This window comes from Aminobacter sp. J44 (genome assembly GCF_007829415.1).
GTDB lineage: Bacteria > Pseudomonadota > Alphaproteobacteria > Rhizobiales > Rhizobiaceae > Aerobium.
This window is the reverse complement of sequence record NZ_VLJG01000078.1, coordinates 1-13,114: the sequence shown is the minus strand read 5'-3', so window position 1 is coordinate 13,114 and position 13,114 is coordinate 1. Positions and strand designations below refer to the sequence as shown.

Annotated in this window: 12 protein-coding genes and 2 pseudogenes; 12 read left to right on the top strand and 2 right to left on the bottom strand. The window is 63.5% G+C overall.

The features are described 5' to 3' along the window. Window positions 1–183: 183 nt before the first annotated feature. Window positions 184–972 (bottom strand): SH3 domain-containing protein, encoded by a 789-nt coding sequence (locus L610_RS18775; RefSeq protein WP_144706924.1) that lies wholly within the window; start codon window positions 970–972, stop codon window positions 184–186. Window positions 973–1,296: 324 nt separating this feature from the next. On the opposite strand from L610_RS18775, the gene L610_RS18770 reads away from it, so the two are divergent. From L610_RS18770 to L610_RS18720, 10 genes and pseudogenes are all read left to right on the top strand, one after another. After that, window positions 1,297–1,683: a DUF983 domain-containing protein gene (locus L610_RS18770; RefSeq protein WP_024849501.1), complete on the top strand. Its 387-nt coding sequence runs from the start codon at window positions 1,297–1,299 to the stop codon at window positions 1,681–1,683. Window positions 1,684–1,826: 143 nt separating this feature from the next. Beyond that, window positions 1,827–2,951 carry a 5-methyltetrahydropteroyltriglutamate--homocysteine S-methyltransferase gene (locus L610_RS18765; RefSeq protein ID WP_144706922.1) on the top strand — a complete coding sequence of 375 codons (1,125 nt, stop codon included), beginning with the start codon at window positions 1,827–1,829 and terminating at the stop codon, window positions 2,949–2,951. A 338-nt stretch (window positions 2,952–3,289) separates the two neighbouring features. Beyond that, window positions 3,290–4,801: pseudogene (locus L610_RS18755) on the top strand (methyl-accepting chemotaxis protein); the annotation flags it as partial. Window positions 4,802–5,191: 390 nt separating this feature from the next. Then, window positions 5,192–5,512 (top strand): hypothetical protein, encoded by a 321-nt coding sequence (locus tag L610_RS18750; protein WP_024849498.1) that lies wholly within the window; start codon window positions 5,192–5,194, stop codon window positions 5,510–5,512. Window positions 5,513–5,531: 19 nt separating this feature from the next. Further along, the gene (locus L610_RS18745; RefSeq protein ID WP_024849497.1) at window positions 5,532–6,539 is read left to right on the top strand and encodes an ABC transporter substrate-binding protein; all 1,008 of its coding nucleotides are present in this window, start codon (window positions 5,532–5,534) and stop codon (window positions 6,537–6,539) included. A gap of 17 nt (window positions 6,540–6,556) precedes the next feature. Further along, on the top strand, window positions 6,557–7,570 hold the full coding sequence (locus L610_RS18740; RefSeq protein ID WP_024849496.1) for an ABC transporter permease: 1,014 nt from the start codon (window positions 6,557–6,559) through the stop codon (window positions 7,568–7,570). Further along, window positions 7,564–8,670: an ATP-binding cassette domain-containing protein gene (locus L610_RS20925; protein WP_144706916.1), complete on the top strand. Its 1,107-nt coding sequence runs from the start codon at window positions 7,564–7,566 to the stop codon at window positions 8,668–8,670. Before L610_RS18740 ends, L610_RS20925 begins: the two co-directional genes overlap by 7 nt. Before the next feature lie 92 nt (window positions 8,671–8,762). Next, window positions 8,763–9,137, top strand: a complete 375-nt coding sequence (copC, locus tag L610_RS18730; RefSeq protein WP_051473334.1) for a copper homeostasis periplasmic binding protein CopC — start codon at window positions 8,763–8,765, stop codon at window positions 9,135–9,137. Continuing rightward, complete coding sequence (locus L610_RS18725; protein ID WP_024849493.1) at window positions 9,134–11,032, top strand: CopD family protein; 1,899 nt, start codon at window positions 9,134–9,136, stop codon at window positions 11,030–11,032. The genes copC and L610_RS18725 overlap by 4 nt, the downstream gene beginning before the upstream one ends. A 22-nt stretch (window positions 11,033–11,054) precedes the next feature. Then, complete coding sequence (locus L610_RS18720) at window positions 11,055–11,447, top strand: copper-binding protein (protein WP_186441620.1); 393 nt, start codon at window positions 11,055–11,057, stop codon at window positions 11,445–11,447. A gap of 45 nt (window positions 11,448–11,492) precedes the next feature. Here the strand turns inward: L610_RS18720 and L610_RS18715 are convergent, their stop codons facing one another. Beyond that, complete coding sequence (locus L610_RS18715; RefSeq protein ID WP_024849491.1) at window positions 11,493–11,777, bottom strand: PRC-barrel domain-containing protein; 285 nt, start codon at window positions 11,775–11,777, stop codon at window positions 11,493–11,495. A gap of 471 nt (window positions 11,778–12,248) precedes the next feature. On the opposite strand from L610_RS18715, the gene L610_RS18710 reads away from it, so the two are divergent. Both L610_RS18710 and L610_RS18705 read left to right on the top strand, forming a co-directional pair. Further along, on the top strand, window positions 12,249–12,749 hold the full coding sequence (locus L610_RS18710; protein ID WP_144706912.1) for a hypothetical protein: 501 nt from the start codon (window positions 12,249–12,251) through the stop codon (window positions 12,747–12,749). A gap of 107 nt (window positions 12,750–12,856) precedes the next feature. Then, a pseudogene (locus L610_RS18705) lies at window positions 12,857–12,991 on the top strand (helix-turn-helix domain-containing protein); the annotation flags it as partial. Window positions 12,992–13,114 lie beyond the last annotated feature (123 nt).

Genomic DNA, 13,114 nt, shown 5'->3' with positions numbered 1-13,114 from the left:
GAGGTTCGGCAGGCCTGATCTGAAATGCAGAACGGGAGGAGGTGTTCTGCATTCGATACTGACTCTCTGGGAGGAGGTAGATCGTCAGTAACGCTGACCTATCTGGTCTTGACGTCTGCCGCAAGCCGCGAATATGCATGGGTGCTTTGCAACCTATGCATGTCCAAGGTTTTCCTCACAAAATCAGCCTCCGTAGGGGACGATGTCGAGGATTTCGAAACGTTCGGCCTTGCCGACGCGGATCATGTTGAGCGTGCCCTCGCGGGTGACACGTATCGATTCCCCGCTGTTGGAACTCGCGGGTTTACCCTCGCGGAACTCGATCAGCCGGAAGCCGCCGTCGGGCCAGAACACGGCAACGTCCGCGTTCTTGTCGTCGATCTTCGCGACGGTGAAGCTGCAGCGCTGCATCGGTTGCCCGAGATAACGGGCGCACGGAACTTCGGTCGGCACTTCCGTCGGCACCGCGGCAGCAGTCGCGCCGCCGTTCTCCTCCGCCCGCGGGTTCGGGCGAGGGACGGCCGCGACCCGTTTGGGCAGTGGGACGGTCGGTGCAAGGTCGGCGGCCTGAGCTGGGCGCAGGCGGCTGGCGAGTTCCTGCAGCTTTGCCACTTCCTGTTCGGACCAGCCTTCGGGCCGGTAAGGCTCGCTCGCAAAACGCTCCTCGATCCCAGGCGGCAGCGTATCGCCGCTCGGCGTGGCCGGAGGAGTGGCTGCGGCGGCCTCGCCTGCGGATGGGTCTTGTGCTGCGGCGATAGCCGCGCGCTCGCTTTCCGTCAGGTCGAGCGGCAGCAGATAGCGGGCAGGGGCCCAGCCGGTAATGCTCGGATCATCGGCGACGTTCAGGCGGCACCATTCGTAGCCGTTGAACATCTTGCATTCGAACAGGTTAACGAGCGAGCCGTTCGGCAGGCGCGTGAGCGTCTTACCGATTGCCGAGGCTTCTGCGCGAACATTGAGGAGGTCGTTCATTGCAAGCCCAGACACGGCGGCAGGCCCGGGACCCAGGGTAGCGGTGGCTTGCGCGAGCGCCGCGCTGGCGATCAGAGACGGCAATGAAGCGAAAAGATTAGTCTTCAGGCGAAACATGGCCGACCGATTGATGTGTGGGTATCGCGAGCAGTGCTATCGCGCTTCGGGGCATCAATAAGGCCATGACGGGCCCTGTGGTGCAAGGCTCGTGGACGACTATGTCTTGCCCCCAGAAGTTTTTTTGCCGGAGCCTCCTACGCCTCCGTTGCGTTGTCGCAATTGCGGGATAGTTCGAGGGAAAGTTGTACAAGAGGAGTGCCGGACGTGGTTGAAGAAAGCAGTTATCCGCCGCTGGAGCCGTGGCGGGTGGGCATTGCGGGGCGCTGTCCGCGCTGCGGGCAGGGGCACCTGTTCAGCGGCTTCCTGAAGATCGCCGACAGTTGCGAGGTCTGCGGCCTCGACTATTCCTTCGCCGATCCCGCCGACGGGCCGGCCTTCTTCGTCATCTGCTTTGCCTGCGTACCTTCCGTCGCCTTCGCGGTCTGGGCGGAGCTGACCTACAACCCGTCAATGTGGTTCCACGTCTTCATCTCGCTGCCGCTGGTGTTGCTCACCTGCATTCCGCCGCTGCGACCGCTCAAGGGGTGGCTCGTCGCCAGCCAGTACATCAACAAGGCGCAGGAGGGACGGTGGGACCGACCGGAGCAATAGGCTTCCCAATTCACCCAGTGTAAAGACATAAAGATTTCTTTATGTGGCATTGACAACTGTTCATCCGGACGCGATGTATGCGCCCACTTCCGGCGGCGCCGCGCCGCCGGTCACCCAATCGCACTCAGCAAAGGATTGAACCGATGTCTGAACTCCCACGTCCGCCGTACCGCGCCGACCATGTCGGATCGTTGCTTCGCCCCGCTTCGGTCAAGGACGCGCGCCAGCGCTTCGCCGAAAAGGAGATTCCGGCTGAGGAGCTGAAGGCGGTCGAAGACGAAGCGATCCTCGGCGCGGTAAAGCTGCAGCAGGAGGCGGGCCTAAAGGTGGTCACCGACGGCGAGATCCGTCGCTCGTTCTGGCACTACGACTTCATGCAGGACCTCGTCGGCTTCGAGTTCGTGGAGCGTGAGGCTGTCACGGGCATCCACTTCAAGGGCGCGAACACCCGGCCGATCTTCCCGACCATCACCGGCCCGGTCGACTTCCCGGCCGACCACCCGATGCTGGAGCACTTCAAGTTCCTCGCGTCGGTGGCTGACGTCACGCCGAAGATTTCCATCCCCGGCCCGAGCTGCTGCCACTTCCGCGTCGCGAAGGAAGATATTGGTTACCAGCCGTACCGCGACGATCTCGAGCTGATGCTGTCAGATCTCGCCAAGGCGTATGGCAAGGCGGTGAAGGCGTTCTACGACGCCGGCTGCCGCTACCTGCAGATGGACGACATCTACTTCGCATATCTGTGCGACCCGAACATTCGCGAACAGAAGAAGCAGGAGGGCCTCGACCCCGACTGGCTGATCGACCGCTACGCCTGGATGATGCATGAGGCGATCAAGGACCGACCGGCCGACATGCTGATCGGCATGCACATGTGCCGCGGTAACTTCAAGTCGACCTGGGTTGCCGAGGGCGCCTATGATCCGGCTGCGGATGCAATCTTCAACAAGACGGGCGTCGATCTGTTCTTCATGGAATACGACACCGACCGTGCCGGTGGCCTCGAGCCTCTGCGCCTGCTGCCGAAGGGCAAGCAGCGCGTCTATCCGGGCTTCATCACCACCAAGACGGCCGAGCTGGAAAGCCTCGACGATCTCAAGCGCAAGTTCGACGCCGTGTCGAAGATCGCCGACCTCGATCAGTTCGGCATTGCGCCGCAGTGCGGCTTTGCCTCGACCGAGGAAGGCAATGCCATCACCGAGGACGACCAAAAGCGCAAGCTGGAGCTGGTCGTAAAGACCGCCGAAGCGATCTGGGGCGACGCCTGATCCATCGCCGGCTGGCCGTCAAGCCTGCACGCAACCGAGAAGCGCCTGGCCACGCGGTCGGGCGCTTTTCCTTTGACGGTGAGGGAAATGGACCTCGGATAAGTGGGGCATCACAACGCCACACACGGGAAAGTTGTATTAGTCTTTAATAATTAAGTTACTAATAAAGTTAATGATTGTGGCGTTGGCGCAGGTGCGCCATAGCGCGGGGCGGGGGAGGCCACGTTGCACGTTCCTGAAGGCACAATCTCACAGCAGTCACTGCTCCGTTTCCGGTCGCCTGGAACTGTCCCGTATCAGTTTGAACCTTGCGAACCTGTTGATTTGGAGCCCCCCTTATGAACCAACAGTACGACATGGGCGCATTGCGCGAGCGCCTGCAGTTTATCGGACTCGATCCTTCGTCGCGTGAGCGCCTTCGCGGCGTGAAGGGCGTGATCGAAGGATCGATCAAGCAGGCGCTCGACACGTTTTACGACCGGGTCCGCTCGACGCCGCAGACCTCCCGGTTCTTCAACGACGATCGGCACATGCAGTCCGCGAAGGGCCGCCAGGAATCGCACTGGTCGCTGATCGCCAATGCGGAGTTCGACGAGCGCTATGTTGCGGGCGTTTCCGCGGTCGGCAAGGCGCATGCGCGTCTCGGTCTTGAACCGCGCTGATATATCGGCGGTTATGCGCTGCTGGTCGAACAGCTCGTGACGGCGGTGCTGCGCGATCGCTGGCCGTCCCGCTTTGGCCGCAGCAAGGCCGACGAGGTCCCCAAGGAGGTAGGCGTCGTCATCAAGGCAGCAATGCTCGACATGGACTACGCGATCTCTGTCTATCTCGATGAGCTCGCAGAGGCGCGTGCGGCCGCCGAGGCCGAAAAGCAGCGGGCTCAGGCAGATCGTCAGGCCGCCCTCGAAAAGCTCGGGGTTGCGCTGGACCAGCTCGCACTCGGCGATCTGCAGAAGCGGCTCGCCACCGACCTGCCGCCCGAATTCACGGAGATGGCTGAAAACTTCAACAAGGCGGTGCTGGCGCTGCACGATGTTATCGCTGACGTACGCGCGACCTCGCGCGCCATCGTGGGCGGCACCGAGGGCATCGCCAATGCCGCGGAGGATCTGTCGCGGCGCACCGAACAGCAGGCATCGAGCCTGGAGGAAAGCTCGGCGGCGCTGCATCAGCTCGCCGAGAGCGTGCGCACTACCGCAGAGAATGCGGCGCAGGCCGCCGATGTCGTCGGCCAGACCCAGGCGGAGGCGCAGGAGTCGGGCCGGGTGGTTGCGTCCGCCGTCGAGGCGATGGCGAAGATCAATACCTCTTCGAAGTCGATCGCTGCGATTGTCGGCGTCATCGACGAGATCGCGTTCCAGACCAACCTTCTCGCCCTCAACGCCGGTGTCGAGGCGGCTCGGGCAGGGGAGGCCGGGAGGGGGTTTGCCGTTGTCGCGCAGGAGGTCCGTAGCCTCGCGCAGCGATGCGCGGAATCGGCCAAGGAGATCAAGGAACTCATTACCAACAGCGAAGAACATGTCGCGTCGGGCGTGTCCTCTGTCGGCGAGACCGGTGAGGCGCTGGGCCGTATCGTCGAGCGCATCAGCGAAATCACCCAACTCGTCAGCGGCATTGCCGCCGCAGCGGCCGAGCAGTCGCGCGGCATTGGCGAGGTGAACTCTGCAGTTGCCCACCTCGACAAGATCACGCAGCAGAACGCGGCGATGGTCGAGGAAACGTCAGCCGAATCCCGGCGTCTCAAGGCCGAAGCGCTCGAACTTTCGGGAAAGCTCGATCGGTTCAAGGTGTCGGAGGCGGGACATCAGTCCGGGCGCGCAGCATCCGAGCAAAACGGCCGCCGCGCCGCCGCGCCTGCACCCCGAGCCTATGCTCCGGCCCGTACTGGGAGCCGCAGCCCTGCACTTGCCCTTGCTGCCAATCCGCAGGTCGAAGACGACGAAAGCTGGACGGATTTCTGACGCCAGCCTCCGAACAACAAGTACAGCGACAACGCGGTCCCGAAAGGGGCCGCGTTTTGTTTTGGCCTGCTTACCAACGTCGGCCTGAGCTGCTCTCCGCCCCCCACGACAGACATTCCTGTCAGTTGACCCGACACTGGCTCAGTTTTTCCAGACCGCCGCGTTTATTGGACGATCGTTCCTGTCTCCTTCGCTCCCCATGACTATCCTGCGGCCGAGTTCATGGGGGACCACATGAAGCAGCAGCTCAGTGGTCGTACAGAGGGGAGACAAGCCGGAATGATTACGGCCATCGTCCGTTACAAGCTGCCAGCGTCGATCGGGCGCGATGCGTGCCGCGCGCATTTCGAGAAGATCGCGCCGAATTTCGCTTCGCCGAAGGGCCTGATCCGCAAGCAATTCATCTGGAGTGAGCGCGGGATCGCGGGCGGCGTCTACCAGTGGGAGAGCCTGGACGATGCACGGGCGTTCTACACCGGCCCGTGGCTGAACGGCATCCTCGAGCGCTACGGCACCTATCCCGACATCGAATACTTCGAAACCTTCGCCCTCACCGAAAATCCGGGCGGGCGCGTCACCATCCTCGATACCGGCAAGTAATCAGACCTGGAGACCCGATATGAGCCTTCTTCATCCCACTCGCCGGCAGGTGCTCGCCGGCATTCTCGCCACTTCCGCACCGGCGGCGCTGGCTTCGCCCTTCTTCACCCCGTCGGCTGCGCTGGCGCAGGACAAGGCGAAGCTCTCGGTCGCCTGGAACACCGGCGCCATCTGCGGCGCACCGGTCGCGGCTGCCAAGGCAAGCGGCATCTTCGACAAGAACAATCTCGACGTCGAGTTCATCAACTTTGCCGGTTCCACCGAGCAGATGCTGGAGAGCATCGCCACCGGCAAGGCCGACGTCGGCATCGGCATGGCGCTGCGCTGGCTGAAGCCGCTCGAGCAGGGCTTTGACGTCAAGATCATCGCGGGCCTGCACGCGGGCTGCCTTCGCCTGCTGTCCACCCGCGACAGCGGCGTCACCAAGCTGGAAGACCTCAAGGGCAAGGTCGTCGCGGTATCGGATCTGGCCAGCCCCTCGAAGCATTTCTTCGCGATCCAGCTCGCCAAACTCGGCCTTGATCCGGAGAACGACATCGACTGGCGCGTTTATCCGGGCGAGTTGCTGGGTGCTGTCGTCGAGCGCGGCGAAGCCCAGGCGATCGCGCACTGGGATCCGCTGACCTACCAGTTCCTCAAGTCCGACAAGTTCATCGAGCTCGGCAGCAACATGGAAGGCGAGTACGCCAACCGCGCCTGCTGCATTGTCGGCGTTCGCCAGGCTCTGCTCAACGAGCAGCAGCAGGCGATCCAGGCGCTGCTGCGCTCGCTGTTCGAGGCACAGAAGCTCTCCGTCGAGCATCCGCAGGTCGCCGCCGAGGCCTACCAGCCGTTCTCGCCGAACACGCCGATCGAGGACCTGATCGCGCAGATCAGCTACCACGGGCACGGCCACTATCCGTCAGGCAACGCACTCAAGGAAGAGCTGGCGCAGTTCACTGCCGACCTCAAGAACATCGGGGTCATCCGCAACCGCACCGACCCGGCGAAGTTCGCCGAGCAGATCTACGCCGAAGTGAACATCTAAGCAGAGGATCAGGATACGTGTCTGTTCAAGCAGCTGCCGGGGAAGGCCCGGCAGCAGGCACCAGCACTCTGGTGCGCCCGACCCCATCCGTGCCCGGCGCAGCGATCATCGTCGCGACGGTTGCCTGGCTTGGCTCGGCGGCAATCACCCGCCTTTGGCCGAACGCGACGGAAGACTGGTACTACACCGAGGAGCTGTTCTACCTGAAGGCGGCGGTCGCCGCGGTGCTGCTGGCGCTTGCCATCGTGCCGGGCCTCGCGCGCCCGAAGCGCCGGGCACGGCACAGCGCGCCGTGGCTGATCGTGCTCGCGGTTGTGTTTGCCGTCTGGGAGATCGTGACCGCGAAGATCCCGCTCCTGCCGCGTCCGTTCTTCGCACCGCCGCAGGGCCTGCTCGAGGTCTATATCGATGACTGGCCGCGGCTCGTCGAGTGCGTGATCGCCTCGTTCCTGCTGCTGGCCACCGGCTATCTTATTGGCGCCGTCACCGGCTTCATCACCGGCGTTGCCATCGGCTGGTCGAAGATCATGGGCTACTGGATCCATCCGGTGCTGCGCCTGATAGGCCCGCTGCCGCCGGTCGCCTGGCTACCGGTCGCCTTCTTCACTTTCCCCTCGAGCTGGGGCGCGAGCATTTTCCTCATCGCGCTGGCAACAGCCGTTCCGGTGACCATCCTGACTTGGTCCGGCGTATCGAGCGTCAACTCTTCGCTCTATGACGTGGCCCGCACCATGGGCGCCTCGCGCTGGTTCCTCGTCCTGCGCGTCGCGATCCCGGCTGCGATGCCGCACGTCTATGTCGGCCTGTTCATGGGCATGGCCGCTTCGTTCGCCGTGCTCGTTGTCGCCGAGATGATGGGCGTGAAGGCCGGCCTCGGCTGGTACCTGCAGTGGGCTCTCGGCTGGGCCGCCTACGCCAACATGTACGCGGCGTTGCTCATCCTCGCGCTGCTGTGCTCGGGTCTCGTCACCCTGCTGTTCAAGATCCGTGACCGGCACCTCGCCTGGCAGAAGGGACTGATGAAATGGTAGCCGCATTCGCTCCGACGCCGCAGCACACCGGCATGTCGCTGGTCGCTGACCGGGTGAGCCACGCGTTCGATATGAACGACGGCAAGCTGCAGGTGCTCGACAATGTCAGCCTGACGGTCGAGCCGGGTGAGTTCGTCGCCTTGCTCGGGCCTTCCGGCTGCGGCAAGTCGACCTTCCTGCGGCTTGTCACCGGCCTTGAGCTGCCGGCTGAAGGCTCGCTTGAAGTCGACGGCGGTCCGATCACCGGCCCCGATCCTTCGCGCATCATCGTCTTCCAGGATCCGACGCTCTATCCGTGGCGCACGGTCTACCAGAACGTTGCGCTCGGCCTGCAGGCGCGCGGCATCCTGAAGACGCACCGCAGCCGCGTCGACCAGGCGCTCTCGCTGGTGGGGCTCCCCGAGTTCGCCAACGTCTATCCGCACCAGCTGTCGGGCGGCATGGCGCAGCGCGTGGCGCTTGCCCGCGCGCTGGTGAACGATCCGCGGATGCTGCTGCTCGACGAGCCGCTGTCCAACCTGGACGCGTCGCTGCGCCAGGAAATGAAGATCGAGATCGTGCAGCTTTGGCAGCGCAAGGGCTTTACCGCTCTGCTCGTCACCCACGATGTCGAAGAAGCGCTCATGATGGCGAACCGTGTGCTGGTNCTGCAGGCGCGCGGCATCCTGAAGACGCACCGCAGCCGCGTCGACCAGGCGCTCTCGCTGGTGGGGCTCCCCGAGTTCGCCAACGTCTATCCGCAGCACCTGTCGGTCCGCATCGCGGAGCGCGTTGCGGTTGCCCGCGCGCTGGTGAACGATCCGCGGATGCTGCTGCTCGACGAGCCGCTCGGCAAGCTCGACTCGCTGACGCGCCTCGCCATGCAGACTGAGATCGTGCAGCTTTGGCAGCGCAAGGGCTTTACCGCTCTGCTCGTCACCCACGATGTCGAAGAAGCGCTCATGATGGCGAACCGTGTGCTGGTCTGCAGCCCGCGCCCGGCCCGCATCGTCGCCGAACTGAAAGTGGATCTGGACTATCCGCGCCATCGGGGCGATCCTCGCATGGCCGAGATGCGCCGCGAGATCCTGCACCACCTCGGCTTGGAAGACTCCTGGTAAGAGCCACGCCCTTGAAGGAATGGTCAGCCGGCGTGCCTCGCGCCGGCTGCAACATGTTGAAATGCCGGCAATTCGGCATGAGGGGATATCTCATGAGCCAGCTTCCGAAATTCTTCAGAGTTCTTGCGATCCTCGTCAGCGCGCTCATGCTGTGCGTTGGCTCCGCCAGTGCCCACAGCGGCCTGAAGCGCGCCGAACCCGCCGCCAACAGCTCGCTGAAGCGCGCGCCGGCCGAGATAAAGCTGCAGTTTACCGAGCAGCTTGAGCCGGCTTACAGCTCCGTCACCGTGGAGGATAAGGACGGGGAACGCGTCGACAATGATGATGCTCGCGTCGATCCGGCCAACGCCTCGCTGCTGCGCGTGTCGCTCAAGCAGCTTGCACCTGGCACCTACACCGTGATCTGGCGTGTGCTTTCGGTCGACACGCACGTCACCGAAGGCCGCTACACCTTCAAGGTGGAATGAACGGGCTGCTCTATGCCTCGCTGTTGCTGCACGTAGCGGCGTGCAGCCTGCTCACCGGCGCGTCCTTCTTGCTGGTGCTCGCCGGACGCCCCAAAGATGAGGCGGCGGGCAGGTGGGAGAGGATGGCCCTTTCCGCCAGCAAATGGCTGGCGCTGGTGGCGCTTGGTGCGGGGCTAATCTGGTTTGCGCTGCGCGCAGCGACCTTCACCGGACGGCCTGAAACCGCGCTCGATCCATCGGCCATTTTCGCCGCCGCCATCGACACCTGGGCCGGAAAGGTCTGGCTGATCCGCCAGGGGCTGCTGGCTTTCGCAGCGGCGTGGCTGTTCCTTGCGGGCCAGCCCGCCAGCCGGGCGGACTGGATCGCGTCGCGCTGGCTGCTCCTCACCCTTTCTGCCGCGGCACTTGTGCTGATGAGCCTGTCGAGCCACGCTGCGGCTATCGAACGCCAGCTGCTGGTGCATTGGGCCGACATACTTCACCTCATGTCGGCCGGGCTCTGGATCGGTGCGCTGCCGTTCCTCGCGGCTCTCTTGTTTATCTCCAGTAGGGACCAGGAAACACTTCAACCGTTCTCGCGGCGCGCGCTGGTGCGCTTCTCACGAGTGGCAACCTTGCTTATCTTCGCGCTCGTCGGAACCGGCATTCTCACCGCCTGCCATCTCGTCGGCGACGTTCCCGAACTGGTCGGCACCACCCACGGTCGGTTGCTGATTGCCAAGGTCGCCGTGCTCGTCCCGGCGCTGCTGATCGCGGCGCGCGTGCGCGACATGCTGGCGGGGCCGGGAAGCACGCCGCTCTCGCGGCGGATTGCACTCCACGTGACGGTCGAGGGAGCGCTGGTGCTGGGCATCCTGGGCTTTGCCATCGCCATGATGCTGTCCGTGCCCGGCAAGCACGGCAGCCCGACATGGCCGTTCCCCATCCGCTACGTTCCCGATCCGGGCGCTTTCCCATTCTGGCGGACGCTGACGCCGCAGCAGAATGCTATCGCGCTGGCTGCATGTGGCCTGTTCGCTCTCGGACTGCTGGTCAGCCTGTGGCGAAGGCCCCGCGTCCTCCTTGCTGGCGTCGCCGCTTCAGTCGCTGCGGTGCTGGCCGTTTTGTCGTGGAACGGCTCTACGGTTCAGGCCAATCCGGCTTCCTATGCACGCTCGCCCGTGTCCTACGATGTCCGCACCCTGGACAGAGGGAGGGAGAGCTGGCAGCAGCACTGCCCGGCATGTTCGATCGACCTCGCCCGCTTGCCGCTGAGTGCCACTGTTGGTGACCTGTTCTGGCTCACCGGGGAAGGGGACAAGGAACTCGGTGTCCCCTCCTTAGCGGCCAAACTGGATGAAGAAACCCGCTGGAGCGTGGCACAGTACCTGCGGGCAAGCGCCACTGCCGCCACTGTGACCGCTGGCGGCGGAACGCAGATAAGGCCTGGACTTATTCCCGCGCCTGACTTCGACATCGTTCTCGGTCCACTGCAGCTTGGTACCCTGAGCGACTATCGACGGGGCAGGCCAGTGCTGCTTGTGCTGTATTCGCTGCCGCAGTCGCGCGAGCGAATCGAGCAGCTGGCAAAGCGCCATGCGCAGCTTGCGGTCTACAATGTTGAGATCGTAGCCGTCCCGCGCCATTCTTCCGGCAATCCGATAGCCGAGCTAGCAACCGCCTCACCGGCGCTGTTTCCGATCGTCACCGAGGCCAACGGGGCGATCGTCCGCGCCTATGACCTGTTTGCCGCGGCAGCCGGACATTCGGAATTCCTGATCGACCCGCGTGGCTACATCCGCGCCATCTGGCCGAACGACGAATGGCGCAATGCTGACGATGAAATCGAAGCGCTGGCGCAGCAGTTTCTGGATGAAGCGCCGCCGGACGAGGCGGACGAGCATCAAACCCACTGAGCGGCTGAAGAGGACAAGCACAATGTCACAATGGAAAGTCGCGTTGCTCGTGATCCTCGCGCTCGCGGCGGGTATCGGGGCCGGCTACCTCGGCTGGGGAGCAACAGTGGCCAAGCTGGCTCCGGAAGTTCGCACCCTGACGGAGGAGGTTGAGCGTCTAAGGCGGGAGCTTGATGCACGAGACAGCGGCGCAAATGCGGGCCTTCAGCTTTGGGAGGGTATCGGCGTGGTGCGCGCGATCTATCCGCAACTGCTGATGATCACGCACGACGAGATCCCGGGCCTGCAGCCCGCGCGCACCACCGGCTTCCGCACGGCAAATGGCCTCTCGGCGAAGGTTGGCGACTCGATTCGTTTCGTAATTGAAGGCACCGCTGCCCATAACAGCGTCATCGTGGCGATTGAGACCCTGTGACGGGGAGCCGCCTTGCGGCGGTCCCCATGTGTCCGATCATCAGTGTCAGTCGAAATGTTCCGGCAGCTGCTCCAGCTGCTCCTTCGTCCAGCTGGTGACGGCGTGGACGTTGCCGTTTTCCTCGCGCATGAAATCGAGCTCGCTCACCGGAACGGCAATGCGCTTGGAGCCGATGCCGAGGAAACCGCCAACATCTATCGCAACGCTGCTGCCGTGCATGTGGGAAACCGTCCCGATCGTCTCGTCTTCCGGCCCGTAAATCGTAGCGCCTACGAGCACGTCCTCGATCAGCTCATCCTGCCTCAGGCGTTCATGAGTGCTGTGGTCCATCGTGTATCTCCGTTCTGCTTCGAAGACCTAACAAACAGGCGGGAGATACGTTCCAGAGCACACACCGCAGGCATGAGTCCGCGAGGTAGCCGCGTCATCAGCGGTTCGCGCGATCGGAGTTCATTGGCGCAGTCTGCTGCCAGGTCCGGGATCACCGTGAGCTGGTGACGGATGGTCCCCTGCGTGAACTCCCGGCCAACTTCGCCAAGGCTGCGCAGCACTCCCAGTGGCGCCGCATGATCTCTTCGATCGGGTAGATTTTGTCGACCTTCATTGAGAGCTTGCGGTCGTTTAACGGAGCCTCGATCTCTCCCTCGCAAGGGGGCAAGAGGGAAAGACGTCGTCGAGTAGTGCAAGGCGCGCTGTCGCAGGGCTTGTTTTTCACGCATGACCCGCGGTGAGCGTTCGTCTTTCAGAGAGACGGAGTCGCTCCGAGCGGTCCCGGCAAGGGCTGCGGATGCACTAAGCAGCATGTTCAGGCCGCGTGCCGTCAGCAAGGCCGCCTCCGCTGCCGCTGCCGCGTTGCAGTCGGAGCTAACGGACGTGTTGGCCCGGATCAACGAGGAGATCGGCAAGCTTCAAACCGCGATGCAGGCAGGGGTGTCGGCCTATACAAGTCAGGCTAACGCCATCTCGAACGCTATCGAGCGGACGCGCGAGACGGCCGAAACTTTTGCCAGCATTGCTACGCAGGTTCGCAGCGCCTCGGCACCACTGATCCAGGGCAGCGAGCGCATCGCTTCGGCGTCCGCGGACCTTCGCGCGGCGGTCGATCGCAGCACCGACGAACTGCAGCGCGCCGGCGCTGCTTCATCGGAGCTCGCCCAGTCGCTCTCCGAGCAGGTGACACGGATCAGTCAGACGTGGGACAAGTACCGCGAGCAGTTCGACAAAATCGACCAGTCTCTCGCCACAGCCGTCGGTACATTGTCCGAAGCGACCGAGACTCAGTTCCAACGCTTGGTTTGTTGATTTCCGCCGAGAACTGACCCGGGATTGGGCGGTTTTTCCATTGAGAAGTGACCCATGTTTGAACCCACCCCTGCTGGTTGATCGCAGGGGATTTTGGAGTGATAGACATGGCGTTACTGAGCGTTATCCGACGCTGGCATCTGCGGGATGGACATTCGATCCGGGAGATTGCACGGCGCACGGGACTGTCGCGGAACACGATCCGCAAATACCTGCGATCCGACGAGGTGGAGCCCCGCTTCTGTGGAACAGTGGCCACGTGCGGCGGAGGTGGGCGCGTGGCTGAACGACACCGTGGTCCCGCAACTTTCCTGGCTTCTTGGAGATCGTGCCGAAAAGGCTTTTGCAGCAGTCGAAAAGTTCGA